At 68.2% G+C, this 25181-nt stretch carries 30 protein-coding genes and 2 pseudogenes; 10 read left to right on the top strand and 22 right to left on the bottom strand.

Annotated elements, in window-relative coordinates:
* Positions 1 to 101 precede the first annotated feature (101 nt).
* The 10 genes and pseudogenes from ACLBYB_RS01010 to ACLBYB_RS00965 form a co-directional block, all read right to left on the bottom strand.
* Positions 102 to 2966 (bottom strand): phage portal protein, encoded by a 2865-nt coding sequence (locus ACLBYB_RS01010; RefSeq protein ID WP_447697570.1) that lies wholly within the window; start codon positions 2964 to 2966, stop codon positions 102 to 104.
* A gap of 376 nt (positions 2967 to 3342) precedes the next feature.
* Complete coding sequence (locus ACLBYB_RS01005; protein ID WP_447697569.1) at positions 3343 to 4308, bottom strand: helix-turn-helix domain-containing protein; 966 nt, start codon at positions 4306 to 4308, stop codon at positions 3343 to 3345.
* Between the two features lie 200 nt (positions 4309 to 4508).
* Positions 4509 to 5984, bottom strand: a pseudogene (locus ACLBYB_RS01000) (methyl-accepting chemotaxis protein).
* A gap of 361 nt (positions 5985 to 6345) precedes the next feature.
* Complete coding sequence (gene terL, locus ACLBYB_RS00995) at positions 6346 to 8109, bottom strand: phage terminase large subunit (RefSeq protein WP_447697568.1); 1764 nt, start codon at positions 8107 to 8109, stop codon at positions 6346 to 6348.
* The gene (locus ACLBYB_RS00990; protein WP_447697567.1) at positions 8015 to 8359 is read right to left on the bottom strand and encodes a hypothetical protein; all 345 of its coding nucleotides are present in this window, start codon (positions 8357 to 8359) and stop codon (positions 8015 to 8017) included. The genes terL and ACLBYB_RS00990 overlap by 95 nt, the downstream gene beginning before the upstream one ends.
* A 235-nt stretch (positions 8360 to 8594) precedes the next feature.
* On the bottom strand, positions 8595 to 9185 hold the full coding sequence (nusG, locus tag ACLBYB_RS00985; RefSeq protein WP_447697566.1) for a transcription termination/antitermination protein NusG: 591 nt from the start codon (positions 9183 to 9185) through the stop codon (positions 8595 to 8597).
* Positions 9186 to 9251: 66 nt separating this feature from the next.
* Positions 9252 to 10379, bottom strand: coding sequence for a DUF1376 domain-containing protein (locus ACLBYB_RS00980; RefSeq protein WP_447697565.1), 1128 nt, complete (start codon positions 10377 to 10379; stop codon positions 9252 to 9254).
* A complete protein-coding gene (locus ACLBYB_RS00975) occupies positions 10376 to 11839 on the bottom strand; it encodes a DnaB-like helicase C-terminal domain-containing protein (RefSeq protein ID WP_447697564.1) in 1464 nt (487 codons plus the stop codon). Before ACLBYB_RS00975 ends, ACLBYB_RS00980 begins: the two co-directional genes overlap by 4 nt.
* A complete protein-coding gene (locus tag ACLBYB_RS00970; protein ID WP_447697563.1) occupies positions 11836 to 12069 on the bottom strand; it encodes a hypothetical protein in 234 nt (77 codons plus the stop codon). The genes ACLBYB_RS00975 and ACLBYB_RS00970 overlap by 4 nt, the downstream gene beginning before the upstream one ends.
* A gap of 136 nt (positions 12070 to 12205) precedes the next feature.
* Positions 12206 to 12607, bottom strand: coding sequence for a hypothetical protein (locus ACLBYB_RS00965; RefSeq protein WP_447697562.1), 402 nt, complete (start codon positions 12605 to 12607; stop codon positions 12206 to 12208).
* Between the two features lie 293 nt (positions 12608 to 12900).
* Here ACLBYB_RS00965 and ACLBYB_RS00960 point away from each other — a divergent pair, with 293 nt between their 5' ends.
* Positions 12901 to 13128, top strand: coding sequence for a hypothetical protein (locus ACLBYB_RS00960; RefSeq protein ID WP_447697561.1), 228 nt, complete (start codon positions 12901 to 12903; stop codon positions 13126 to 13128).
* Between the two features lie 29 nt (positions 13129 to 13157).
* On the opposite strand, the gene ACLBYB_RS00955 is transcribed toward ACLBYB_RS00960, so the two are convergent.
* On the bottom strand, positions 13158 to 13400 hold the full coding sequence (locus ACLBYB_RS00955; protein WP_447697560.1) for a carph-isopro domain-containing protein: 243 nt from the start codon (positions 13398 to 13400) through the stop codon (positions 13158 to 13160).
* Between the two features lie 74 nt (positions 13401 to 13474).
* Between ACLBYB_RS00955 and ACLBYB_RS00950 the strand changes: the two genes are divergently transcribed.
* The 5 genes from ACLBYB_RS00950 (at position 13475) to ACLBYB_RS00930 (ending at position 16853) form a co-directional block, all read left to right on the top strand.
* The gene (locus tag ACLBYB_RS00950) at positions 13475 to 14266 is read left to right on the top strand and encodes a helix-turn-helix domain-containing protein (protein ID WP_447697559.1); all 792 of its coding nucleotides are present in this window, start codon (positions 13475 to 13477) and stop codon (positions 14264 to 14266) included.
* A gap of 343 nt (positions 14267 to 14609) precedes the next feature.
* On the top strand, positions 14610 to 14879 hold the full coding sequence (locus ACLBYB_RS00945; protein WP_447697558.1) for a hypothetical protein: 270 nt from the start codon (positions 14610 to 14612) through the stop codon (positions 14877 to 14879).
* Positions 14880 to 14881: 2 nt separating this feature from the next.
* Positions 14882 to 15385, top strand: coding sequence for a hypothetical protein (locus ACLBYB_RS00940; protein WP_447697557.1), 504 nt, complete (start codon positions 14882 to 14884; stop codon positions 15383 to 15385).
* Positions 15386 to 15418: 33 nt separating this feature from the next.
* Entirely contained in the window at positions 15419 to 16216 is a 798-nt protein-coding gene (locus tag ACLBYB_RS00935) for an ERF family protein (protein ID WP_447697556.1), read from the top strand.
* Position 16217: 1 nt separating this feature from the next.
* On the top strand, positions 16218 to 16853 hold the full coding sequence (locus ACLBYB_RS00930; RefSeq protein ID WP_447697555.1) for a lambda exonuclease family protein: 636 nt from the start codon (positions 16218 to 16220) through the stop codon (positions 16851 to 16853).
* A gap of 13 nt (positions 16854 to 16866) precedes the next feature.
* Here the strand turns inward: ACLBYB_RS00930 and ACLBYB_RS00925 are convergent, their stop codons facing one another.
* From ACLBYB_RS00925 to ACLBYB_RS00915, 3 genes are all read right to left on the bottom strand, one after another.
* A complete protein-coding gene (locus ACLBYB_RS00925; protein WP_447697554.1) occupies positions 16867 to 17133 on the bottom strand; it encodes a PilZ domain-containing protein in 267 nt (88 codons plus the stop codon).
* 327 nt (positions 17134 to 17460) lie between these two features.
* Positions 17461 to 17673 (bottom strand): hypothetical protein, encoded by a 213-nt coding sequence (locus ACLBYB_RS00920; RefSeq protein ID WP_447697553.1) that lies wholly within the window; start codon positions 17671 to 17673, stop codon positions 17461 to 17463.
* Between the two features lie 209 nt (positions 17674 to 17882).
* Positions 17883 to 18365, bottom strand: a complete 483-nt coding sequence (locus ACLBYB_RS00915; protein WP_447697552.1) for a hypothetical protein — start codon at positions 18363 to 18365, stop codon at positions 17883 to 17885.
* Positions 18366 to 18480: 115 nt separating this feature from the next.
* Between ACLBYB_RS00915 and ACLBYB_RS00910 the strand changes: the two genes are divergently transcribed.
* The 4 genes from ACLBYB_RS00910 to ACLBYB_RS00895 are packed head-to-tail and all read left to right on the top strand — an operon-like array spanning position 18481 to position 19486.
* The gene (locus tag ACLBYB_RS00910; protein ID WP_447697551.1) at positions 18481 to 18702 is read left to right on the top strand and encodes a hypothetical protein; all 222 of its coding nucleotides are present in this window, start codon (positions 18481 to 18483) and stop codon (positions 18700 to 18702) included.
* Positions 18702 to 19091 (top strand): hypothetical protein, encoded by a 390-nt coding sequence (locus ACLBYB_RS00905; protein WP_447697550.1) that lies wholly within the window; start codon positions 18702 to 18704, stop codon positions 19089 to 19091. Before ACLBYB_RS00910 ends, ACLBYB_RS00905 begins: the two co-directional genes overlap by 1 nt.
* Positions 19092 to 19289: a hypothetical protein gene (locus ACLBYB_RS00900; protein WP_447697549.1), complete on the top strand. Its 198-nt coding sequence runs from the start codon at positions 19092 to 19094 to the stop codon at positions 19287 to 19289.
* Positions 19286 to 19486, top strand: coding sequence for a helix-turn-helix transcriptional regulator (locus ACLBYB_RS00895; protein WP_447697548.1), 201 nt, complete (start codon positions 19286 to 19288; stop codon positions 19484 to 19486). The genes ACLBYB_RS00900 and ACLBYB_RS00895 overlap by 4 nt, the downstream gene beginning before the upstream one ends.
* Before the next feature lie 75 nt (positions 19487 to 19561).
* Here the strand turns inward: ACLBYB_RS00895 and ACLBYB_RS00890 are convergent.
* The 8 genes and pseudogenes from ACLBYB_RS00890 to ACLBYB_RS00855 all read right to left on the bottom strand — a co-directional run.
* Positions 19562 to 20602: pseudogene (locus ACLBYB_RS00890) on the bottom strand (tyrosine-type recombinase/integrase); the annotation flags it as partial.
* Positions 20603 to 20904: 302 nt separating this feature from the next.
* Positions 20905 to 22659: a complex I subunit 5 family protein gene (locus tag ACLBYB_RS00885; RefSeq protein WP_447697547.1), complete on the bottom strand. Its 1755-nt coding sequence runs from the start codon at positions 22657 to 22659 to the stop codon at positions 20905 to 20907.
* Positions 22656 to 23075: a sodium:proton antiporter gene (locus ACLBYB_RS00880; protein ID WP_447697546.1), complete on the bottom strand. Its 420-nt coding sequence runs from the start codon at positions 23073 to 23075 to the stop codon at positions 22656 to 22658. The genes ACLBYB_RS00885 and ACLBYB_RS00880 overlap by 4 nt, the downstream gene beginning before the upstream one ends.
* Positions 23072 to 23848 carry an MnhB domain-containing protein gene (locus ACLBYB_RS00875; RefSeq protein ID WP_447697545.1) on the bottom strand — a complete coding sequence of 259 codons (777 nt, stop codon included), beginning with the start codon at positions 23846 to 23848 and terminating at the stop codon, positions 23072 to 23074. Before ACLBYB_RS00875 ends, ACLBYB_RS00880 begins: the two co-directional genes overlap by 4 nt.
* The gene (locus ACLBYB_RS00870) at positions 23845 to 24096 is read right to left on the bottom strand and encodes a Na(+)/H(+) antiporter subunit B (protein WP_020093423.1); all 252 of its coding nucleotides are present in this window, start codon (positions 24094 to 24096) and stop codon (positions 23845 to 23847) included. The genes ACLBYB_RS00875 and ACLBYB_RS00870 overlap by 4 nt, the downstream gene beginning before the upstream one ends.
* On the bottom strand, positions 24093 to 24377 hold the full coding sequence (locus tag ACLBYB_RS00865; protein ID WP_447697544.1) for a monovalent cation/H(+) antiporter subunit G: 285 nt from the start codon (positions 24375 to 24377) through the stop codon (positions 24093 to 24095). Before ACLBYB_RS00865 ends, ACLBYB_RS00870 begins: the two co-directional genes overlap by 4 nt.
* Complete coding sequence (locus tag ACLBYB_RS00860; RefSeq protein ID WP_012317693.1) at positions 24374 to 24625, bottom strand: monovalent cation/H+ antiporter complex subunit F; 252 nt, start codon at positions 24623 to 24625, stop codon at positions 24374 to 24376. Before ACLBYB_RS00860 ends, ACLBYB_RS00865 begins: the two co-directional genes overlap by 4 nt.
* Complete coding sequence (locus ACLBYB_RS00855) at positions 24622 to 25140, bottom strand: hypothetical protein (RefSeq protein WP_447697543.1); 519 nt, start codon at positions 25138 to 25140, stop codon at positions 24622 to 24624. The genes ACLBYB_RS00860 and ACLBYB_RS00855 overlap by 4 nt, the downstream gene beginning before the upstream one ends.
* Positions 25141 to 25181 lie beyond the last annotated feature (41 nt).

Here is a 25181-nt window from a genome sequence, read left to right as displayed (position 1 = left end):
CCGCGGCTCAAGACCTGGCCGAGGCGTGCGGCGGCCGTGGAAGCGGTGTCGACTTTGGGTTGGGAAGGCTTGCCCCGCGGAAGCTTCGGCGGACTGCGCCCCTAGCCAACGGCCGCGTCTTCCGCGACGACCGGCACCACGACGCAGCGGCAGGACGGATGCGCGGGTGTCGCGTCGTCCCCGCTCGGAAACGCCTCGTCGAGTGCGAGCGCGCCGGCATCCGCGTTGGCCTGGCAGACCGCGCAGCAGCCCTCCTCAGCCCACCAAGCCTTGCGGACCGCGATGCCGTCCGCGACCGCCCCCCGGTAGCTCTCCAGCGACGCCGCACCGTTGGCGCTGGCCACCTCGTACTCGGCGATACGCGCCGCCCGTTCTTCCGAGAAAGCGTAGTCGGTCTCGATCGCCTCCGCGATGGCGTCGAGGCCGAGGTTGCGTTCCAGGCCTGACGCGATGGTCTCGCGCAGCCGGTCGCGAGTCGCCTCTGTGATCACCATCCGCGCGTCGGCCGACGGCACGAGTCGCCCGTCGGCGTCGAAGCGCATCCCAACCATCTCGGCCGCCCGGGCCCTGGCTGCGGCGACCGCCCGGGCGTTCACGCGGTCGACCAGCTCTTCACGGCTGGCGGCGCCAATCTGCGCCAGAGCGCTGCGGCCCGCATCGGCGGCGACGGCCTCCAGCTCGTCGGCCACCTCTGGCGCGACAGCGCGCAGATCCGCGAAGTCGAGCGCGTCGAGAAAGTCGTCCAGCGCGCGGCGCAGTGCGTCGGCGTCGTCGGGCTCCGATCCGACCTTGGCGAGCTTGCCGAACCCGCGCAGCCCGGCGACCACGTCAGAGCGGGCAGCAGCCAGGGCTCTGTCCAGTCGCTCCGCAATCGCACGCATGGCCCGGCGCGTGGCCGGCCGGTCGAAAGGGACGGGATCGGCCGGCCTCCACACCCGCCGCTTGGTGAGTGCCGCACCGACGGCCTTGTGGGCCGGCGCTGGCAGATGCGCGATCCGCGTCGTGAGGCGGCCGCGCAGATCCTCCAGGGCAGCCACGATGGGGCTGCGGCGGTCGGCGTCGAGGCCCGCGTCGCGGACGGTAGCGATCATCGCGTCGAGCGCGGCGTCCACCACCTGGGCGAGTTGGTCTCGGATCCGCTCGCCCGCGGCGGCGTTCCCGGCCGCCTTTCCGACCCCGACCGCGCCGGCGAGCTGGTCGAGCATGTGCGCGACCTCGTCGTCGTCGTAGCCGAGATGCGCGCCGATGTGGCGACCAGCCGTGACCAGCGCGTCGCCGAGCAGGTAGTTCTCGGCGATCCAGACTGCCGCCTCGACCGCGGCCGGCACGGTGCCGCCGGACGCGGCCGTGACGATCGCGCCTCCTGCGATCACCGCCCCGCCGATCGCGGTGCGCAGGACGGTGCGCTTGAACGCGGCGCGCTCGGCGGCCTCATCCGCTTCGCCGCCTGCGCTGCCATCGGTCCAGCGGCCGCGCGCGTCCCGCGGCTGAGCCTCGTCGAACTTACCGAGCAACTTGGCGACCGGGTCCGACGGTCCGTCGTCCTGTTCCTCGGCCGCCTGCCCGGAGCTACCGAATCCGTTCGCCCCGGGCGGCGGCCCGAACGCGTCGAGCGCCGCCTTCTTGCCCGCCAGCGTGTTCGCGTCGATCGGCACGAGGCCGGCGCCGGTCATCACCATCAGGACGTCGGCGGCCGGGCTCGGATCGGGATCGAGGCCCAGGATCTTGCGGCCCTCGTTGAGCCGCATCAGACCGCCCGCGCTCAGCCCGCGCAGGCGCTCGGCCTGCGCGGCCTCGTCGATCTGCTCGTCCTCCTGCCACGCGAACTCAAGCTCGGGCGCGGCGAGGTCGTCGGCGATCACCTCGTCGAGGACGCCCTTGATCCAGTCGAGCAGTGGCGCGAGGCCCTCCTCCTCGGCGAGTTCCTTCTGCGTGTCGGCCGAGGCGCGGTTCATCTGCTTGATCAGCGCCTGGGGCGAGATCGAGAAGGCGAAGCACACCACCCGCGACAGCCACTCGTCGAACTCGCCCTTGAGCTGGGGCTCGCTGGTCTGGTGGAGCGCCACCTTGCCAGGCACGAAGCGGGCGCGCCGGCGCGCCGCCAGGTTGTCGGTGAAGAGCGAGTCCCAGTAGGTCTGGTAGGTCGCGATCTGGTCCGGGCCCCAGGTCTCGGGAACGCCGATCAGCGCGTCCGGCACGGTGCCGCTGGTGAAGTACTCCAGGGTCATCACCTGTCGGCGCAGGGCGATGTTGACGGTGGTCATCACCTGCTCGACCGGCGAGGAGCCGTAGACGCGGTCGGTGCGCAGGTTGCGCGGGCGGTAGAGTAACTCGCGGGCGGTGTAGTTCACCGCCGGCAGGCCCTTTAGGATCTGCTGGTACGCCTCGGGCCAGACTGTCTGGCCACCCTGCACCCACGGCATCGGCACGCGGCCGTCCTCGCCTAGGATCGGCTTGATGGTGGCACCGTCGATCGGCTCCAGGGCGAGGAGGTCGCCCGCGCGGGAGCGCTGTTTGAAGGCTGTCCAGGCGTCGAGGACCAACACGTCCTCTAGGCCCATACGCAACCAGTCGGTCCAGGGGTGGATACCGTCGGGCTTGGCGAGAAAGGCCGTGACTGCCGCGGTCTTCGCGGCGGCCAGCTTTCCGCTGTCGCGCGGCTTGATCGCCCATTTCATCCGGGCGGCCTGGTCCTTACGGGTCTCGATCACGAGCCGCAGCAGGTCGTAGCCGTCGGCGAGCCGGCGCAGCTGCGCGAACGAGACCGGTTCGTAGGCGCGCGCGGTGGTGTTGAGGTTGTAACCGGTCGGGTAGTCGAAGCGGCGGCCGGCGACCTCCGCGGGCGCGGTCGGGCGCATCGGCACCGACGGACCGAACCAGCCCGAGCCATGGCCGGTCATCGAGCCAGCGCCCGCGCTTCCATAGGTGAGGGTGTAGGCCAGCGGAGCGAGCGAGGTGCCCGCCACGCCGCCGCGCGACGGTGAGGCCAAATGCAATTGCCCTTTGGCGGAGCGCGAAGATCGATCTGGAGAGCAGTGCGGGTGCGATCGAAGGCTGTGGATCAGAGTTGTCCGCTGACGACCTATTTTTTATCCACTAGAATAATAGCCGATGTTCCATAGAAACAGTCTTCCAGATCGGTAGTCGTCGATGAGACGCTATATCTTCGAGCACAACCGAACCGCCTGACCCAATTTATGGACCATCCCGCCGCTGACGGTCCTAACTCCGCTAGCCATTTTTATAAATAATCTGTCAGTGCTTACCCAATATCTACGCCAAGTCGCTCAAATATCCCATACCATTAGACGTCTTGTTATTGCAAAACGCAATAGACCGGGATTACGCCTGCCGAGTCAGTGCGGCATGGCGGTAGTCGCGCGGACTGAGACCGAAATGAGCTCGAAATCGGCGAGAGAAATGAGCTTGGTCCAAGAAGCCGCATTCAAAGGCGAGCTCGCCCAACGAAAGGTGTGAACATCCAGGGTCTGAAAGCCGCCGAGACGCCATTTCCAATCGTCGCTGCCAGATCCAAGCGGCGATATTATCCCCATTCTCGCGAAACAGCATCTGTAACTGGCGCAAAGACACACCTGCCGCGGATGCGACTTCGGCTGGGCCTATGCGCGGATCGGAAAAATTTGCGGAGATGTAGGATTTCGCTCGCTGCACGATCAATGAGCCGCGCAGAGACTTGGGCGATTCCATTGCCATGCGCTCGGCTATGCTGGCGGCGATGAGATCAACGCCGACGGCCGCCATGCGCTCAGCAGAATGGGGCTCCAACTGGTCCGCCGTACGCGCCAGATCACAAAGGAATGAGCGAGCCAAAGCCGCAACCGGAAGATGACGCCCTACGATCAGTCCGGCGAAGTGTCGCGCAGGTCCTATAATACTTTCGATTTTGTCCCTAGGTATTTCAATGGCAAGAACTTCGCTATATCCGCTATGTTCGATCGTCCAAGGCGCATTCGTGTCTCTGATCGAAAAATCACCAGTGGTAGAGACCGCCGATTTATCGTTCTGAAGTGCTTTGACGGAGCCGGCCAGGACCAGGCTCATAAACAGCCTGTCTGTCTTATTGTCAGGATGCCGCACCATCTGCGGAGTGGTGGCGGCATGCAAATTTTGTAACGAGAACTTTGTGAAACCAAGGCCGCCGACTTGACAACCCTCAATGACAGCCTGAAAGGCGCCGCCTTCCAAGCGTTGCTGCGCCATTGGGACCAGGCGGTCTTCGCAGATGTCGCGCCACAGGCGGAAACGGTCCCTCTGCGGCACTCCATCGGTTGAAAATAGCGTCTGCATTGCTTCGGACGCTTATTATATTCTCAGGCTGCCGGCATCCCCTAACAGTTACAAGAATGCGTGATCTGACATTCGCGGATCATGCTACTGAACTGTTATTCAAAATTACATCCGATTTTTGTTTCCGATCATCCTGAGAATACTACGATATTGGAAATCACACAGACAGACTCGATAGTACAGTACGGCTTGCCAATTGCTCAAGCAATCGCGCGTGCCGCCTCTCGGACTTGCCGAGTCGCTTGATCGACTTGCGCACTCGCTGCGGCGATGGTGTCCATTCCGGACGCAATAGTGGAAACGCCATGCGAAGCTGTCTGCATACTGCCTGACATCTCGCGGGTCACCGCCGACTGTTCTTCAACGGCAACCGCGATAGCTGACGAAACATCATTCAGGGTGCGGATCGTGGCTTGGATGTTCCCGATCGCCCCGACGGCTTCATGAGTTGCAGCTTGCGTGGAGGCGATCTGTCCGCGGATCTGGTCGGTCGCCCGCGCTGTCTGCTCAGCCAGCGCCTTCACCTCTGTCGCGACGACGGCGAAGCCACGGCCGGCTTGTCCTGCTCGAGCAGCCTCAATGGTGGCATTGAGCGCCAGCAGATTTGTCTGCGCCGCGATGCCAGAGATCAGGCCAACAACGGCACCGATCTGCGCCGCCTGCTCGCTCAAGCCAGATACGATGTCGCCCGTATGCCGGGCCTGATCCACGGCATCGCCGGCGATCCGCGCGGCGTGGCTCACCTGCTGGCTGATCTCACCGACCGAGGCAGACAATTCCTCTGCGCCGGTGGCTACGGCTTGGATGTCGGAGGACACCCGGCCGACTGTTCCGGCAGCCTCGCCTGTCTGACGCGTGACGTCCTCCACAGCCTTGCCGATCGCGTCAAGATCGTTGCCGATGGCACGTTGCGCCTCAGCGAGTTGCTGCCTTTGGCGGACCTGCGGCGTGACATCGACGGCGAATTAAACGACCTGCATAACCCGCCCGTCTGCATCGGTGATCGGGTTGTAGGTGCCCTGAATAAAGACGTCCGTTCCATCTTTCGCGAGGCGGCGGTACTCGCCCGTCTGAAAATCTCCGCGCTTGAGATTGGCCCAGAACGCGCGGTAACTGCCCTCAGCCCGTTCGCATTCTGGGACGAAGATCGAGTGGTGCTTTCCGCGGATCTCGTCCAGGCGGTAGCTCATAGCAGAGAGAAAATTGCTGTTGGCGTCCAGGATCGTACCATCTGGGGTGAACGCGATGACGGCCTGAGAGCGATCGAGCGCCGACAGGCGGCCATCCGCCTCCAAGCCTCGCGTCTTCGATACGGTGATATCGGTCGCGAATTTGATCACCTTCGTGACGCGGCCGGCTCGGTCGAGAACCGGGTTGTAGCTTCCCTGAATCCAGATTTCACGGCCACCTTTGGCTATCCGTCGAAAAGCATCGTTCCGGAACTCGCCTTGTCTCAGAGCAGTCCAGAACGAATTATAGGAAGAGCTTGCAGCGAATTCAGGATCAACAAAAATCGCGTGATTCCTCCCCTGTATTTCCGTCAGTTCGTAGCCAATCAATTGCAAAAAATTGCGATTGGCGCTGATGATCGTGCCATCCGGCTTAAATTCGATGACTGCCTGCGAACGATCCAAAGCCTCGAGTTTAGCGCGATCATCGCCCCAAAGATCGAACATTTAACAGCTCTCATCTTTCTGCGACATCATCCGATGCCGCTATACGGTAGATCTGCCCAGAACTTTGCCTTAAAAACTGAATTTAACAGTTAATGTTTGATCAAGATATTTGGACAGCAGCGCATTATTTTTGCCTGATAGCGAATGCCGCGCTGGTTGAATTTTGAAATCTAATTCTACTTTGGGTTTGATCTGGTGTATCGCGAGCTGATCGTGTTAGTCGGGATGATGCGATTTAGGCGTGCGCTATGCGGCCTTATCCGCAGTTATAGCTGATCGTGAGCAGAGGGGATTGCATTCAAAAGATGCTTTTTTGAGCCTTCGGAAAGCGAACAGACCGCTCAACACCCAAGAAAGACCTTCAGACCGCCTCGGCTGCATAGCTGAAACCTGAGGCCAGCAGCGGCCCGGCGTCCGTGGTCACGACTGCGATACGCCCATGGGTGTCAGGCGTATAGCGTGCCCCCGACAAGCCGATCACGGATCCTGTGCCAGCCGGTGCCACCAGCTCGATTGTCGAGCCCTCGGCCGCGCCGCTCGGCATCGACCACCCGTGGCGAAGGCTCTCTGAAGCTGAGCTTGCCGCGGTCTGCCGACGGTAGAACTCGATCAGCCCCTCGCCCGGCAGCACGCCGGCCAACTCGTTGAACGCGTCGGCGGCCGCGTCCACTTGATCGTCGTGGCTGCCCGCCGGGAACATGCCCAGTTCCTCCAGAAACGCCTCGTTCCAGTGCCCGCGCAGCAACAGCACGTTGCCGACCTCGACCTGGCTGGAGAGCGGCTTGGCGCGCACCTCTTTCGACCCGGTCGGCGCCACGGCGCTGACGATGAAGCCCGCGAGTGCCGTGACGTAGTCCTCAGCCTGCGCGATGCCGGCCTGCCCCGCATCCTTCGGGATCCGGATGCCGACCGCGGCCCCGTCCTGGCCGGCGGTGTTGATCAGCCGCTGGCGGACCTTGCAGGGTGTCTCGCGCACCCGAACCACGTCGGCGATGTAGAACCGCTTGTCCGCCCCGCGGCCCATCTTCACACCGACGGTCCAGTCCGGATCGGCGCCCGGCCGCTTCCTCGTGCCGGCGAAGTCCCAGGCGCGCACCCACTTCTCGATCGGCGGCAGCGCGTCGACGATCCCGAACCCCGCCCGGTCGAACAGCCCGCCCTCGCGCGGCGCCGGCCGCTGCTGGAACTGCCCTGCCACCGCGTAGGCGCCGAGAGGGACCTTGTCGCGCTCCACCACTGCCCGCGGGAAGCGCTCGGGGAACAGCAGCTCGCCGTCCAGCGTGCGCGGGTCGGCGAAGATTGGCGTCCGGCAGGCGCGGTCCGGCTCGAACTCCATCGGCAGCATCAGGTGAACGTAGCCCAGGCCGAGCCGCAGGATCTCGCCCGAGACGTCGCGCTCGTGCAGGCGCTGCATGATCACCACGATCGCCGAGCGCGCCGGGTCGTTGAGGCGCGTCGTCACCGATTCCCGGAAGATGCGCAGCGTCCGCTCGCGCTCGGTCTCGCTCTCGGCGGTCTCGGTCGAGTGCGGATCGTCGATGATGACCCGATCGCCGCGGCCCGCGGTCAGCGAGGCGAACGGCATGCCCTCGCGCGAGCCGGTCGCCGTGTTGGCGAACGAGATCTCGCCGGAGCGGGACAGCGCGACGTGGGGCCAGAGCGCCCGGTACCACGCGCTCGACACGAGGTCGCGCATGCGCCGCGCGTCGCGCTTGACGAAGTCCTCCTTGTACGAGGTGGTCAGGTAGCGCAGGCCTGGGAGCCCGCACGGCCCCCATTCCCAGGCGGGCCAGAACACCGAGACGATGAGCGACTTCATCGTGCCCGGCGGGACGTTGATCAGCAGCCGGTTCTCCAGCCCAAGGGCCAGGAAGCGCCCGTGGGTGATCGCCTCCAAGTGCGCGCAGAGCGCCTCGATGTGCCAGCCATGGACGTAGGGCTGGTTCGGCTCCAGGACGTGCCACGCCTCCTGGACGAAGCCGGCGAGCGACGCGCTGCGGGTCCGGATCCGCTCGCGCTCGGCCCTCTCGCTACGCCGCGCCTGCTCCGCCCGGATCGCCGCCAGCAGCTGCGCCGGCGGCGGCAAGCGGACCGAAGAGAGCGCCGAGCGCGGCCAGTTGCTCATCGGTTGCGCCCGTCAGGTCGACCGCGATCGGACCGCCGCCGAGGCCGCCGTGCTCGTGGGCCTGGGTCGGCTTGCCGTAGCCGCGGTCGAGGATCTCCCGTATCGCCGCGACAGCCGCATTCTCCGGCGTCTTCGCGTTGCTGGCGATGGCCACGAGGCGCGCGACCATGTTCGGGCCCTGCTCCTGGCAGAGCGTCTTGATCTCGGCCGTGGCCTTGTTGCGAGCGCCCTTCGGCCGTCCACGGGGCATCAAGTTTCCAGGGTTATTTTATTCGGGATCGCGGCGGCGAGATTCTGATCACGGTAGCTCAGCCGAGCAGCGGTATCCGATCGCGCGCAGAATCCAGGCTGTGCATGTCGCGCGTGGGCAGAGGGTCCCGACGCTGACACGTGATCCGGTAGTTCCGGCAGGCGCACCCTCCACCGAGCGCAGCTCACGATCCGGCCGTCCACGGGCGGAATAGACTCAGATCCGAACTCCCAAGTCAAGCCGCGACCGGATCGCCAAGTTGGTCGGGTGTGAATTCGACCGGCGTCGCACGGCCGAAGAGGCTGACCTCCGCGCGCACGAGCCCGTTGCTGAGAACATCCTGGACCTCGGCGAAGAACGACATGAACGGCCCGTTCAAGATCCGGCGCAGCTCGCCGACCTGGAGCAACGCGGCCTCCCGTCGCCGCTTCGCCCGGTCCGTCTCGTCGACGCCCGCGATCCGATCGGACAGGGCCTGCAGGACCGAGCCCGGGATCTCCAGCGGCGCGCGCCGGCCGAGCACGTCGATGACGTGGCGGCTGTCGAACAGCGGCTCGGTCCACCGTCCGGCGTGACGGTCTCTATCGAGCCCGACGAACAGGTACGAGGCGAAGAAGATCGCCTGCGTGTCGATCTTGCGCCCGCGCCGGACCACGGTGACGCGGTAGCGGGGTAGCCACCAATCCATGGCCAGACCCCCGAACTCCTCGGCGGCGGAGGCTTCGTGCAGCGGCAGTGTGTGGACCACGAACCACGTCAGGCTCTGGTCGATCACCGCGTGCTCGGCCCTGATCCGGGATCCGTTCGTTCCGCGCTTCCGAGCCATGTCACACTCCTCGATCGCACGAAAACACCTCGGCCGCTGGGCGCGGGCCGGCTCCGCGCGGCGCCCTCACGCGGCCTCGCCGATCAGCAGCCGTGGCGGGATCCGGCATCCGGGCTGGCCCGGGGGCGGGCCGAACAGCGATTCCGACCACGTCGCCGGGTTCTCGCGGAAGCGGGCGATCCAAGTCCGCAGGTCGGCCTCTGGCCAGCGCAGGCCGCCGGGCAGGTCGATCATCTCGTCGGGCGGTACCGGCGCCGGCGGCACGGCGGGCAGGCCCTGCGCGGCGCGGCTCCGGCGCTGGGCGGCGACGCACTCGGCGACCGCGTTGGCCAGCAGCGCCCAGGTCCGGATCGGCACGCGGCGACTGACCGCGAGGTCGAGGATCGCCGGGACGATCTCCCGCTCGAGGTCGAGGCCGTCCGCCTCCAGCCGCGCCATCGGACCGACGACGGGGTCCAGGCACCAGCCCGGTGGCAGGGCGGTCCGGCACCGGTGCTCGACCCGGTCGAAGTTCGCCCGGTTGTTCCAGGGCGGCGCGCCGTCCGCGCGGGGTACAGGATCACAGGCGGCCGCCGGTATATCTTTCTTCTTCCCTTCTTCTTCCCCTTCCCTTGGTGAACGTAACGGTCCGCGCGTGGCGACCGTGACGGTATCGTCACGTCGATCGTCGCGTGGGTCGTGACGTTGATCGTGACGTTGATCGTGACGACCATCGTTACGGTCGGGCGTTTCGTTGAGAAGATAGGGTTTTTCGCCGCCGGGCGGGGTCGTCTCGGGATCACCCTTGCGCTGACGGGCCCGCGTGGCCGCGGCGGTCCGCTCGCGCCGCGCGTCCTTCGCCTCCGCGGCGCGCAGCACGTCCTCGCACAGGACCCGGTGATAGTAGCGGCCGTCCGCGCACAGGACGAAGCCGCGCAGGGCCATCGTCCGCACCTTCTTCCAGCGCGGGCCCGCCCCCGAGAAGGCGGCGAGCAGCCGGTCGTCGTCGGGCAGCGAGCCCGCCGGGCGCTGGCGCCAGGCGTGGCACCACAGGGCGACCGCCGCCTTGAACTCGTCGCCCGTCGAGAGCGCCCACAGCTCCGAATGGAACAGCCGGTCCGTGTGCAGCAGGAAACCGTGGATCCCGTCCACGTCGATGTCGGCCGGCACCAGCGGTTCGGGCAAAGGCGTGGACGCGGCGGAATGCTGGCTCATAGCGGGCCTCGTGCGGTCTGGGCGATGGCGGAGGCGGCCACGTCGCACCACAGGTCGAGCGTGGGGCACGGGCCGGCGCGGTTCTTGGCGAGGATGAGCTCGAGAGCGTTCTGCCGCTCGATCAGGCGCGCGCCGATCTCGGGGTCGCCCCCGGAGGCCTTGAGCTTGCGCTCCAGGTAGTAGGCCTCGCGGTAGAGCATCAGCACCGCGTCGGCGTCCTGCTCGATCTCGCCGGAATCGCGCAGGTCCGCGAGGTTCGGGCGGCGGTCGGCCCGGTCCTTGGCCTCGACGGCGCGGTTGAGCTGCGTCAGCAGCACCACGCAGATGTCCTCGGCCTTGGCGAGCTGCTTCAGCCCGCCGGTGATCTCGCCGATCTCCAGCACCCGGTTGCCCTGGTACCGGTCCGAGACCTTGATGAACTTCAGATAGTCGATGAACACGACGCCGAGGGCGATGCCCTGCCGGGCGAGGCGCCGCTTCTCGACCTTCACGGCCGCGGCGATCTGCGCGAGGCCGACGCTGGGCTCGCAGGTCAGGGTGAGGTGCAGGCGCTCGAACCACTGCATCGCCTCGTCGAGGCGCGCCAGCTCTTCCTCGTCGAGGTCGACGGCCGCCATGATCCGGCCGAAGGGCAGCGGCCGGTTGTGCCGATAGGACAGGTCGGCGAGGTAGCGGGCCATCTGCTGGTCCCGGGTCACCTCACACTGGAAGGCGAGCACGCCGGCCGCACGGGCGGCGAGGCGGCTCAGCGTCGTCATCGCGACCGTCTTGCCCATGCCGGGACGCCCGGCGAGGATCCAGAGCTGGCCGCGCTGGAATCCGCCGTTGGTGGCGCGGTCGAGGTCGGGCAGCCCCGTCGGGATCGCGCTCGAGCGGATGAGCCCCGAGCGCAGGCCATCGATCCGCTCGCGCATCCAGGCGGCGGACTGGGCCGCGCTCTGCGCCGTGGAGCCCAGGCCCGGCTCCGCGTCGATCAGGTCGAGCAGGCGAGACTCGGTGGCCGCGATCAGGTCGCGAGGCGCCTGCTCCACCGAGGCCTCGTAGGCGCCGTTCACCAGCTCCTCGCCGATGGTGATCAGGCGACGGCGCACGGCGAGGTCGTGGATCGTGCGGGCGTAGGCGCCGGCGTTGACCACCGTGGTGGCATCGGAGGCCAGCCGCGCGAGGTACTGGATCACCGTCTGGCCGCCGAAATCGGCATCGCCCAGAAAGGTCTTCAGGGTGATCGGGGTCGCGACCGTGCCGCCCCGGATCAGTGCGCCGGCCAACGTGAAGATCTGGCGGTGCGCCTCCTTCATGAAGTGCTCGGGCAGCAGGAAGTCCGCCACGCGGTGATAGGCGTCGTTGTTGACCAGGATCGCGCCGAGCAGCGCCTGCTCCGCGTCGACGTTGTGCGGGGGTGCCCGGTATTCCGGCCGGATCGCCTCAAGGCGCGCGGTGATGGCGTGCGGGAGGTTCATGCCGCGCGCCTCCGGCCTCGCGCCGGCAGCATGGCCTCCGGCAGGATCAGGGCGCCCTGGACGAGCCGCGGCGGCAGTTCCGTGCCGTCGGGATGGTAGCCCCGGCCGGGCTCGGGCGAACGCCCCGAGGTCGCGTGCCAGACGAGACCGTGGTGCTCGGCGAGCGTCAGCACGGTCTCGCGGCTGCCCCGGCCGAGAACCGCGCCGGCGCGGATGAGGATCCAGCGCATCGGGCTATTCCGCGACCGCGGGCGCGGCCAGGGACGCGAGCGGACGCGCGTCGCCCCATGGCCGGGGGCTGTCCGAGTTCTCGGCCATCGCGGGCCTCCAGAATGCGCGGGGCACGCCCCGCAGGGGCGGAATTCCTCAGCCCGGGGCGCGGGGCAATTCGGCCAGCGTCCCCGGCATCACGCGCGCAGGCGCGACCGCAGGTCCCGGATCGCGGCCAGACCGAAGCGGCCCAGCGACCGCAGCAGCTTCACGAACCGCACGTCGCGCCTCCTCTCGGGCCGCTGTCGCGGCCTCCAGCCGCGCGCTCGCCGCATCGAGCCTCGCGCAGAGCGTGTTGATGTTGAGCCAGTCGTGGAGACCGACCGAGACGTCGGCCGCGCGCCCGATAACCTTGCGCACCCACGACGGTGAGCGGCCGAGGCATCCCCCGACATCGTCGTAGGCTGCCATCAGCGAGCCCGTGCGATCCTTCCGATCCAGCACGAGCCGCAGGAGCGGATCCCGGGCGACCTCGTTGGCCTGCTCCACCGTCACCATGCGACGCCACCGCGATTTTGACCGCATTCGATCAGCCCTCCATGCGAGATCCTCGGCGGGGCCGAAGCACGGCGTGCGGACGGGAGGCGACGGAAGCGGCGGAGGAGAACGGCGACACCCCGGCTGCGATGCGGCCAGCGAGGCAGCCGGGGCGTGAGGACGAAGCCAGCTTGAGGTCCGGCGAGCGCCAAGCTCCGGGCAGGGCCGGCGCGGTGTCTGCGGGTGCGGCGCGCGCCCGGCGCGCGCAGGGATTCGCGGGTGCCGGCGGCCGTGCCGCGGGGGAGGGAAGCGGGATGGAGACTGGACCGGAGATCCACGCGCTGAACGGCTTCCTGGTGGCGCCGTTGCCTGGGCCGGGCGGCCCCTACGTGCTGATGACCACCGGCGGCCGCGCGCAGGGTCCGCGCGCTCGTGCGGTGCCCGTGCTGCACACGGTCGGGATGCGCCTCGAGCAGGCCCGCGACCTCGCGGCCGCTCTGCTCGAGGCCTTCGCCGCGGCCGAGGCGTCGGGCGGCCGGTAGCCGGTTACGCGGGCGTGGACTGGGCGGCATCAGACGGCCTCCTCACGCGCGATATCGACCGGATCGTCCGCGTCGCGGCGCGGGATGAAATCGGCGGCCGTCACCGGGCGCGGCAGGTCGCGGGAGGCGGCGATGATCTGGGGCGCCCGGCGAATCGGAATGAGGCCGCGCTCCATCCAGCCCTGGATGGTCGAGGGCGGCGTGTCGCGGAGCTTCGACGCCATGGGTCGAATGCCACCGAATCGCCGGATGATGCGCTCTGCGGGCGTCATGCATCGATACGTACGCAATGAACGTACGTACGTCAACGTGGAAAGCGTACGACCCTGTGCGTCATAGCTGCGCCATGGTCACGACCAGCGCCCGGCCCGTCGCGGAACGTCTCGCCCACCTGCGCGAGCGTGCCGGCATGTCCCTCGAGCAGGTGGCTCGGGAGGCCGGTTACCGGGGCCGATCCAGCATCCAGCGCTACTTCGAGGATCAGACGATCGAGTCGCTTCAGCCGAAGGTGGCGGCCAAGCTCGCCCGCGCTCTTGTCGGTAAGGGGACGCCGCCGATTCAGCCGGCCGAACTGATCGTGCTCGTGCATGGCGACGCGGATCACGGCGCGTGGATGGCGCAGCTCGAGACCATGCCTCTTGCGGCGTCCACAATTTTGAAGCTGCCGCCCCATGAACCCCGGGACGCAGCATCTAGCGTCCTCCTGATTCGTTCCGGCATGTTGCCCGTCATGGGACCAGCACATGCGAGCAACTGGATGGAGAGAAGCCCGTCTTTAGACGAGCCGGAGGACTGGATCTCTGTCCCGAACGAGCATTACGTCAATAAAGCCGGGCAGTACGTCCTTCGAATTGTTGGACTATCGCTGAATAAAGTGGCGCCGGATGGGCATTATGCTATCTGTCAGCGCTACGGAGAGGGCCGGCACGCACCGCCGAACGGGAAATACGTCCATGTCGAGCGGTCGCGCGGCGACTTCATCGAGTGGACCATCAAGAAGGTCCGGTCCGACGGAGACCAGGTCCTCCTGTACCCGGATAGCACGCATCCAGATCACCAGCAGGCGCTCGATTTCGGCGCCGGCGAGGACCATGTCCGCATCCTCGGGATCGTCACGGGCTGGTATCGACCGGCATAGATCCGACGCCACGATCCGGAGAGGACGTGCGCGGCGGCCTATTCGATACCCTCTTCGTTGTCGGCTACCCCGCGACGCTCGCCGCCACCGCCTGCGCGCCGCTCGGCAGTGCAGTGGCTTCAGAGCGTGGCCGAATTCCATGGACCGGCAATCATTCTGACGGGCGGTCAGGCCGTTCCTGCCGATCGCAGGCTTATGCGCAGGCCTCAACAAGGGATTGACGTACCCGCAGGCCAAACGGCCTGATCGTTCGTACGTTTTGTCCGATCGTACGCTTTATGCGTTGACGATACGTACGCTTCATGCGTACAAAGCTGCATCGCCCGCCGCGATGGAGCTTCTCGTGTCCGAAGCCGCCCAATCTCACATCAGCCTCACCTTCGGGGCCTCAGCTTCGGGCGGAAGCGTCCACCTCCCATCCGTGTCTGAGGACCGCTGGATCGTCGTTCTGGATCGCGCCTACGCGGTCCGCAGCGCCTGCGGCCTCGAAGCCGAGGGCTTCGACTGCATCGCGGCCGCACGCCACTGGATTGAGGAGCGCGAAGCCGAGGAGGCCGAAGAGCTGGCGGCAATCGCGGATTGTGAAGCCGACCAGATCCGCGAGGCCGCCTGACCATGGCCGGCCATGCCTTCGATCATATGACCCTCGAGGAACGGCTTGATCGACTGGACGCGCAGGCGGCCGTCATCGCCAACCAGCAGGCGGCCCGCCGCTTCGCCCTCCAGATCGCGCCGGCCGATCGGGCGGCCGCCAAACGCCTGCCACGCGAGGAGCGCCTGCGCTCCACTGCGGGCCTGCGCGGGAGCCCCATCATGCCCCTGTCCGCTTGGCGCGGCCGGTCCGGCCGCCGCTACGTCGTACGGGTCCTGCCCGTCCCGGCCGTCGATGCCGAGGAGCTGTGCGACGCCGTCGTGATGCTGGTGGGCCGGGACGACTCCGGCCTCGCCGAGATCCGCGGCGTCTCGATCGTCCGCGGCCTCGCTTCCGCGCAGGCCCTGATCGATGGCCTGCCGCCAGCCGTGACCGAACTGCACGCGCACCGGCTGGCCCAGACCGACGCCGACCGCGCCGCCATCCTGGCCGATCTCGGCACCATCACGACCGGGCGGCGCCGGTGACCGCCAGCAGCAAGAGAGAGGGGAGAGGAGCCGGTGAGCCAGCCGCAGATGCAGATCGTCGCCACCGAGGCGGCGTCCCAGGCCGTGACAGCGGCCTCGCCGAGCGAGGGTGCCACGGTCCTCTCGAAAATCGAGCGGATGGCGCGCGATCCGAACGTCGATCCCGACCGGGTCGTACGGTTCCTGGTCATGGCCCGGGAAGATCGGGCCGAGCGCGCCCGGGTGGCCTTCATCGCCGCCATGGCGGCCTGTCAGGCCGAGCTGCCGCGCGTCCTGCGCGATGCCCGGAACACGCATTCCGGCGCTCCCTACGCGCGCCTGGAGACGATCGCGCGGGCCACGCAGCCGGTCATCGCCCGGCACGGCTTCTCGCTCTCGTTCGACACCGAGGCGTCGCCGATCCAGGGGCATCTGCGGGTGATATGCACCTGCGCCCACGAGGCCGGCCACGAGCGCGCCTACCACCTGGATCTGCCGCCCGACACGGCGGGCGCACAGGGGAAGGCCAACAAGACGCCCATCCAGGGCATCGGGTCGGCGATCACCTACGCCCGCCGCTACCTCGTCCTGCAGGTCTTCAACATCGCCCTGACCAACGATCCGGACGACACCGACGGGGCCTCCCGAGCGGACGCGTCTGCGGACGTGATCTCGGACGCACAGGCGGAGACGCTGCGCAACCTTCTCACCGAGCACGGCATCGCCCCGGCGAAGTTCCTGCGCGTCTTCGCCGTCGAGAGCGTGCCCGACCTTCCAGCCAGCCTCTACGGCGAGGCCCTGGACGCCATCGAGCGCGCCGTCGCCCGGCGTGCCCGGCCGGAGGGTCGCTGACATGGCGGAGATGATCCAGGGCAGCCCCGCGTGGCTGGACGCCCGCTGCGGCAAGGTCACAGCCTCGCGCGTGTCCGACGTGCTGGCGGTCAAGCGCGACGGCAAGCCAACCGCGGAGCGCGAGCGCTACCTGATGGAGCTCGTGGGCGAGCGCCTGACCGGCCTCGCGACGCAGCACCATCTCACGGCCGCGATGATCGAGGGCTCGGAACGGGAGCCCCAGGCCTGCGACGCCTACGAGTTCCTGTACGGCGTCGACACCGTGAAAGTCGGGTTCGTCGACCACCCGACGATCGAAATGGCCGGGGCCAGCCCGGACCGGCTCGTCGGTACGGACGGCCTCGTCGAGTTCAAATGCCCGACGCTGCGCACCCATCTGGAGACGCTGCTCGCGGGGGAGATCCCGGAGGCGCACCGGCCGCAGATGCGCTGGCAGATGGCCTGCACGGGCCGGGCATGGTGCGACTTCGCCTCGTGGCACCCGAACGTGCCGCCGGCGCTGCGGTTGTGGGTCAAGCGGCTGCGCCGCGACGACGCGCAGATCGCCAGCGACGAGGCCGCGGTTCACGCCTTCCTTGGCGAAGTTGCGGAGCGGACGTCGGCCCTCTTGGCGATCGGAACGGCCGAGGCCGCCTGATGTCCGCCCGCCGCTACATCGACAGCCGCGCTGGCTCCTCGAGCACCACCCCCAGATTGCCCGCCGAGCGCCAGACCACGCGCGCGTTGATGCGCTCCTCGGTCTGCGGGATCTCTAGCATGAACGTCTCAGGGAGACCGAAGACGCTGTTCACGCGGAGCTGCGCGCCGCCGGGCGATCGGTCCAAGACCTTGCAGCCCACGGCTCGACCGAAATTCGGCACGATACGGCCAGTCAGGTCCGTCTCGGTTCTCGGGCGGACGCGTCTCTCGTGGGGCATTTATAGGCGCTCAACTTTCTATTTCGCGCCTAGATTATCGCTCTCATCTCCGTTGGAAGTCTTAAATCGCACACTGGTCGACGACTCATATTTTGCGCCTGTGGCCAGCCCGAAGCGCTGCACCGACCTCGACGCCCGAATTGGCGGGCGGATCCGCATCGCCCGGGAGCAGGCGCGGATGAGCCAGACCGGTCTCGGTGGCGCGCATAACCAGGGAGGCGACCCGGGCGACCATGCCCGCGCTCTTCCCCGCCCGGAAGCGGTCAGCCCGACCCGCTCCGGCTTCTCTCCTTACAGCCGCGGAGTAGCCCTATGGTCGAATCGGTCTCAGACGGTGATGTCGACCACACGCTTCTGCGCCGGGGGAAGGTTCAGACCGCCCTTCCTCCCCTGAATACTCTCATCGTCGGGCCCTTGCACAGCCGCCGTGACGGTATGCAGTCCCTCTCTGTGTTCGAGCGCGGCCTCAGCTCGTGCCGATTGGATCATCTCCGTCGCCCGCACCGGCCCGACGGCCTTGATCGAGGTGGTGATCGTCATGGCTCGGACCTCCTCGAACAGGATCTGAGCACAAGGCTATTGAGTGATCAGTTTCGTATATCCGGTCAATTTTTTTAGATCCGTGAAACCGCATCGAAAGGACAGTTTTTCGGCCCTCATCTCTCTGATCGCGGAGTAGGAGCATGGCCGAGGCCAGCACCATCCCGCGCGAGCCGAAGTTCCCGGCGCCTACGGGACTTGCGAACTCTCTACGTCTGGCGTGGCCGGATGCAGAGCATCCAAACAACCCATGCGAAGGCGGCCCCGCTTATAGCGGACGACACCAGGAAGGCAGGTTCGATCCTTGGCGCGGACCAGAAAACGAAAAGCCCGATCAAGAAGCCCGGCACGATACCGATCGCCACCGTCGGCAGGGCGGCTGTATCGAGCTTCCGGGCAGCCCACCTCGTGATGGGCAGAGTGAAGAGAAGCGATGGACTGATCACGACAGCCCCCCAAAATCCGAGCAGGCCAGTCACCACAGGAGCTGTCAAGACGATCTCCGCTGCACGACCCCAGCTCGCTCCCGCGAATACGGACAAGCCTTGTTCGTGGAAGTCGTCTACGAACCCGGAGAGCATCGTCACCGCGCAGAAGGTATAGGCAGCAGCGTAGTGGCCGAGCAGGGCGGCCAGCAGAACACGGCGATCCGACGCGCGCCAGTCCGACCGAAACAGAAATCGCTCACGCATAGTGGGCTTGCCGTAGCAACGCGGAGTGGCCCGCCGTCAGGCGATCATTCTAGCGGCCGACAGGTTTTTCGGCTGTGCATTGCGAAGGGTCGCGCCCACGCGACGGGAGGCGCCCGTGGCTGAGCCCTTCACCACCGCCGACCTCGCCGCTTGCGCCGAGCGTGAGCTTGCACAGCGCCGACGCGCCTATCCGCGATGGGTCGAGGCCAAGCGAATGACGCAGGCCCTGGCCGACCGTCAGACCGCGCTCATGGAAGCGATCGCGCGCAAGCTCCGCGCGGAGGCCGAAACCGAAGGCGCAAAGGGAGATCTGTTCGGCGGGGAGGTGCGGTTGTGATGTTGAAGAAAGCAGGCACCACCCGCCTCGTCCTGATCATCGGCGGCTACGCGCTGAAGATCGCGCGGCACCACAGAGGCCGTCGATGCAACCGCTTCGAGGCACGGATCTGGGCTGAGGCGACGCCGGAGCGCAAGCGCATACTCTGTCCGGTTCTCGCATGCCGTGCAGATGGACAATTTCTGCTGATGCCCGCCGCTGAGCCGCTCAGCGAGAAAGAGAAGAGCCGTCGGATCGAGGAAGATACGTTCCCAGACTGGGACTACATTCCAGGCGGGGAAGATTGCCCCTTCGAATACAAAGCGTCCGACTGGGGCTGGCTGAACAGCAGCTTGGTTGCCGTCGATTACTCGGCCCCAGCCGTCTTGGTTCGCGGAGAAGACTATTAGATGGTCGCCTATAGCTTGGAGAAGCAATTCGGGCCGCCGATCCTGACCGGCGCGAAGTCGCAGACGAACCGCGGCGTCACCCACGCCGAGAGGACAATCCGCGGGGCGCCGCTGCCCCGCGCCTATCATGGAACCGCGCGCGACGCGGTTCTGGCTGCCCTCACCGGCAGCGATGAGACGAAGGAGAGGAGGCCATGACCGACACTGCGCGACACGTCGTGCCGTTCCAGGCGGCCGCCCGCGAGCTAGGCCTTAGCGCGGCGACGCTTCGCCGGATGTGCAAGGACGGCAACGGGCCGACCCTTCTCCGGCTGAGCGAGCGCCGTCTGGGGGTCCGTCGCGGCGACCTCGACGCGTGGCTCAAGACCCGTGAGGTAGGCGCCGAGCAGGTCTAGGGCCTCGCGCTTCTCCGTGGCGTAGAGCGCCCGGTTGTAGATGCCGGCCACGCCCGCCTTGTGGCCGGAGATGTGGTTGAGCACCGCCTCGACGACGTGCGGCAGCACCTTGAGGCGGTCGGCCATGACAGTCGCGGCCGTGCGGCGCAGGTCGTGCAGCCGCCAGCCCGTCACGCCGGACCGCTTGTCGAGCGAGGCCTTCGCCCGCGAGAACCCCTGGAATCCGCCTTCGCCCTGGCCGAACACGAGCGAGCGCCCCTCGATCCGGTCTGTCGCCGCGAGGATCTTCAGGGCAGGGGCCGACAAGGGCACATCGTGGCCCTGGCCGTTCTTCACCCGCGCGTCCGGCAGGGACCACACCGCGCCGGCGAGATTCAGCTCGGCCCAGGCCATGTCGGCGACCTCGTCGCGGCGCTGGCCAGTCATCAGCAGCAGCCGGACGATTCGGCCGAAGTCGTCGTTTCGGCAGGCCTTCATTACCCGGGCGAACTCGTCCTCGGTCAGCACCCGCGCGCGGCGCACCTCCGGCGCCGGCTTCGGCACGCCCATGACCGGGTTCAGCTCGGCCGCCCCGGTGCCGACCAGCCATGCGAAATGCGCCGAGAGAGCCGAGCGGGCGCGATTCGCCGCGTGTGGGCCGGTCTCGCGCCGGATCTTGCCTAGGTGCTCAGTGATCTCCCGCCGGCTGACCGTGTGGAGCGGCAGCTTGTGAAGCGGCTTCCAGACCGTGCGCAGGTAGCGCCCGGCCTCGGCGAGGTAGGCAGGCCGGAGATGCGGCGAGACCGCGTCGAGGTACGGGTCAACCATGGCGCCGTAGGTCACTGCGACTCGGGCCTTGGCCTTCGCCTTCTCGGCGTGCGGATCCTCCCCGAGCTTCGCCCGGGCCAGCCGTTCGCTCGCCGCGCGCCGAGCATCAGTCGCCGAGAGCAGCCCGACCTTGCCCAGCGATTCCCGCTTCGATTGGCCGAGGGCGTTCCGGTACTGGACCACCCACATCCGCGAGCCGCCCTTGCTCACGCTCAGCCCGAAGCCGGGCAGGTCATCGTCGAAGACCACGATGCGGTCGCGCCCGGCCGGGAGCTGCACAGCTGCGGCGGTTTGGTTCGTCAGGCGCATCGCCGTTCCGGTAAGCACATAGTAAGCAGACGGACGGAGGTTCGTCGCGATCCTGTCCTTACGATGAGAGGGTATGCGTGCACAAACCCTTCATCAATCAACGCTTCTGACGACCGGTAAGCAATTCTGTCAACTAATCTGCTGAGTAACCCGTGTTTCGTAATGAGGGGGTCGGGGGTTCGAATCCCTCTTGCGGCACCACTTCCCCCAGGCCTTTCCCGAAAGCATACACGAGCGAGCCGCTGGCCGATGGCCTGTGCCGGCTTGAGCCCGTCGGCTGAGGCGCGCGGCGACGGGCGCGCTCAGGCGATGGCCAGCACGGCCGCGATCGCCGCCACGCCCACGGCGAGCCAGGCGGCGTAATCGCCGATCAAGCCGCTATGGAGCATTTCCAGCGCGCGGGTCGGCGCGGATTGCGTCGCGCTGACCGGCCGGACCACGAACGCGGGCAGGTGTCTGCGGAACAGCCCGTATCCCGCGCCGGCCAGGGCGGCGGCGACCGAGGCCCAGGGGAGCCAGCCTGGCCCCTCCGCCAGCGCGTGCACGGTCGGCCGGTGCATGAAGGCCGACGCCGCCCGCGGGAGAGCGTGCTCGATCAGGCCCGCCGGCAGACCGATATCGAGCGCGAGGAGAAGGCAGCACGGCGCCAGCATCAGCCAGAGCGGCCGGTTGGCCTTCTCGCGCTCGTCCGCGCTCGGGGCCCCGGCCTCGTCGCCGGGATCTGGCCCGAGCCCGAGGAAGATCCGGCCCGCGGCCCGCAGCACCGCGGCCCCGGTAAGCGCCGCGCCGATGGCGCCGGCCGCCAGCGCGACCCCGTGCCCCTGCTGCCAGAGCGTGCCCTGGACGAGGCGCGTGCCCTGGTCGAGCACACCGAGGGGCAGGCCGCAGAGCAGCAGCCCGGCCAGAGCCATGGCGACGCCGGCGGGCCAGATCCCCCGCCCGAGGCCGCGCAGCGCGATCTCGTCGATGCTGGCCTGGGTGGCGAGCAGGATGCCGGCGATCATGAACAGGGCGCCCTTCACCAGCCCGTGCCCGACCACGTAGACGAGCATCCCGCCGGTCCCGTCAACCGAGAGGGCGCCGAGGCCGGTGAGCATGATGCCGGCGTGCGAGATGGTCGAGAAGGCGAGCAGCCGCTTGAGGTGCCGCTGCAGCAGCGCCATCCAGCCGCCCAGGAGGGCGGTGAAGCTGCCCAGGCCGATGAGGAGCCCCGGCAGGGCGTGCTGGACCTGATCGGAGCCGCCGAACACGACGGCGCTCACCTTCGCGAGGCCGAACAGGCCGAGCGAGACCATCGATCCGGAGAAGATCACCGAGACCGGGCTCGGCGCGACCGCGTGCGCGTCGGCGAGCCAGAACTGGAACGGCACGATCGCGCCCTTGATCATCAGGGCGGCCGCGACGAGGCAGAACGCCCCGGCCACCACCGGATCCCGGCCGCCCCGCGCCACCGCGGCCGCGATGCCCTCGAAGTCGAGCGTGCCGGTCTGGGCGTAGATCAGGCCGATGCCGCCGAGCATCAGGAAGCCCGCGAGGCTGTTCACCACCGTGAAGTTGATGGCGCCTGCCAGCGCCGATTCGGCCAGATGGTAGGCCGTGAGCGCGAAAGCCGCGACGCTCATCACCTCGAACCACACGAACAGGTTGAACATGTCACGGGTGAAGCAGAACCCGACCATGGCGGCCAGGAACAGCAGCATCAGGATGTGGAAGTGGCCGTGGGTGCGGTCGAAGAAGCCCCAGGCGAACACGAATGTCAGGGCGTAGAGCAGCCCGATGAAGGCCGCGACCCAGCCGCTGGCCTCGTCCACCGAGAAGCCGATACCGAGATGGACCCCGTCGCGCGGCTCCCAGCCGCCGAACCAGTACACCAGCGGCCCGTCGGCGGCGCGGGTGGCGATGAAGCCGCAGAGCACCGCGACGGTGAGCGCCGCCAGCGTCGCCAGGATGTCGGGCAGGCGGCCGGGCAGGACGTGCGCGGTCGCCAGCATCGCGGCGCAGACCACGAGCGGGATCGCGACGGGCAGGGGCAGGAGGGCGGCCGGGAAGGCGGTCACGGGACTTTCCGCTCCGCGTCGCGCACGCGGCTGGACCCTGCGTCGCGCCCGGACTTGCCGCCCGCGCGCATCGGTCGGAGCTTCTCCGGGTCCAGGCTGCCGCCGCGCTTGTAGGCCTGAATGGTCAGGACGAGGAGGAGGGCGGTGAGCGTCGCGCCGACCACGATGTCGGTGAGCACCAGCGCCTGCATCACCGGGTCCACGGCGGGCGTCCCCGGCGGGTGGTCGTATAAGATCGGCGCGATGCTGCCCCAGCGATAGCCGAGGCCGAGCAGGAGCACGTAGGTCGCCGATTGGCACACGCCGAGGCAGCCCACGAGGTGGATGAAGTTGCGGCTCGTGGCGATGCCGTAGAGGCCGATCCCGAACAGCCACGCGGCGACCGCGTAGGGCAGGACACTGGTGACCGCGCTCACGCGGATTCCTCCCCCGGCTCCTCGGGCGCGTCGGCCTCGCGGGTCTCCTCCATGAATTCCAGGAAGAGCTGCGTGAAACCGCCCGTCACCGCGAGGGCAACGCCGAGATTCTCGACCAGCATCAGGCCGCCCGAGAACAGGTCGCGGAAGGTGCCGAGCGGCAGGATGTTCTGCATGAAGGCGGCGCCGGTGAGCATCGGCACCAGCCCGCACAGCGCGAAGAGCAGCGCGCCGCCCCCCTCCAGCGCGTCGAGCCAGTGGCTGCGGATGGCGTCGCGCCAGCCGGCATAGCCCTCGCCGAGGTAGATCAGCAGGGTTCCGGAGGCGAGGATGACGCCACCCTGGAAGCCGCCGCCGGGCGTGACGGTCGCGTGCAGCACGACGTAGAGGCCGAACAGCGCGGTGAGCGGGCCGGCGACGCGGCAGGCCAGCACCACCGCCTCGGAGCGCGGGATCACGGCCCGGCCGGGCCGGCGCATGGCGCGCTCGGAGCTGCCCTCGCCGCGCCGCCCGCGCAGCAGCACCACTGTCCCGGTGATGGCGGCGAGCAGCATGAATTCCTCGCCGAGGGTGTCGAGGCCGCGCAGGTCGAAGTTGATGGCACTCACCATGTTGGCGACGTGCCGGGCCTCCGGAACGATCGCGTTGATGCGCGCGCCGTACTGGGCGATCGTCGACCCGAAGGGCGGCAGGCCGGCGATCACTGCGGCCGCGCCCGGGAGAAGCACGAGGCCCGCGAGGGCCAGGAGCACGACGCGGGCGCGCGGGCTCACGATTCCTCCTCGGGCGGCTGCGTCCGCACGGCCATCAGGGCCACGAGGAAGAGGAGCGGCACCGCCGCCGAACCGACCGCCAGCTCCGAGAGCGCGACGTCGGGGGCCTGGAGGGCGTCGAACAGGATCGCCAGGACGAGCCCGTTGACCGCGATGGCGAAGACCTGCCGCGCGGGGTCGCGCACGAGGACCACGGCGGTGCCGGAGACCGCGGTGAGCAGGAAGAGTAGCGGCAGGATGACCGTCATGCCGAGCGGCCCTCGCGCATCAGCACGGCCCGGCCGGAGACGTGCGACAGCACCGCCGCCCAGGCGAGGAACACCACCATCATCACCAGGATCTTGAGCGAGCGCCCGGAGACGCCGTCCGCGAGGAAGGCCGTCACCGTCACGAGGATCGCGGCTGCCACGTTCAGGAACGCGACGGCGTGCATCCGGTCGAGCGCCCGGGGCAGGCGCCAGAGGGCGAGGGCTGCGAGCCACGCGGCCGCCACGGCAAGGGCCAGGACCGAGCCGATCGCGACGCTCATATCCAGCGCTCCAAGAAGACCGCGAGCAGCATCGTGCCGGGCAGGTTGAGCAGGACCAGGGTGAGGGCGAGATCGGTGATCGACGCCTGGTCGGTGGCGAAGGCCATCAGCGTCAGGATCAGGACCGTGACGCTGCCGGCGAGCTGGTAGGCGGCGAAACGCTGGCCGGGTCTGCCCCGCCACGCGAGCGCCGCGGCCACCGCGAGCGGCGGCAGCAGCGCCAGGATGGCGACCGTCCAGACGCTCATCGCGCCTCCTCCAGGCCGTGCGTCACCACGGTTCCGTGCGCGCGGTCGAGGGTGAGCACGTAGCTGTCGGGGGCGAGCGACGCGGCCAGAAGCCCGACCGCCCGAGCGGCCGGCGCCGCCTCGCCCTCCGGCGTGGCCCAGGCGATCTCGGCGGCGCTCCGCTCCCGGGTCGCGCCGCCGCCGGCGCGACCGAGGACCGCGCGCAGGAGGCGCAGCCCGACGCGGGCGCTCTGGCGCGGCATGTCGCGGATGGCGGGGCCGAGCGGGCGGAGCGCCTCACGGTCGAAGCGGAAGCGCAGCCCGCCGCGCCGTCCGACGCCCCACCACCAGAGCGTGCCGAGACTGGCGCAGCCGACGGCGGCCATCCCCTCGTTCAGGCTCACCGAGCCGGCGAAGACCATGTAGGTGAGGGCGAGGACGACCCAGATCGCTGCGCCGTCGCGCCGCGAACGCTTCCCGAGCCCGCCGATCGGTCCTGCCTGCGTCGATCCTGCCTGCGTCGATCCTGTCCGCATCGATCCTGACCGGCGCGCCCCGCGGAAGCGTGACCATGCGC

Source organism: Methylobacterium sp. D54C (assembly GCF_053345595.1).
Note: the sequence above shows the minus strand (reverse complement) of the source record. Positions and strands in the feature narration are given on the sequence as shown.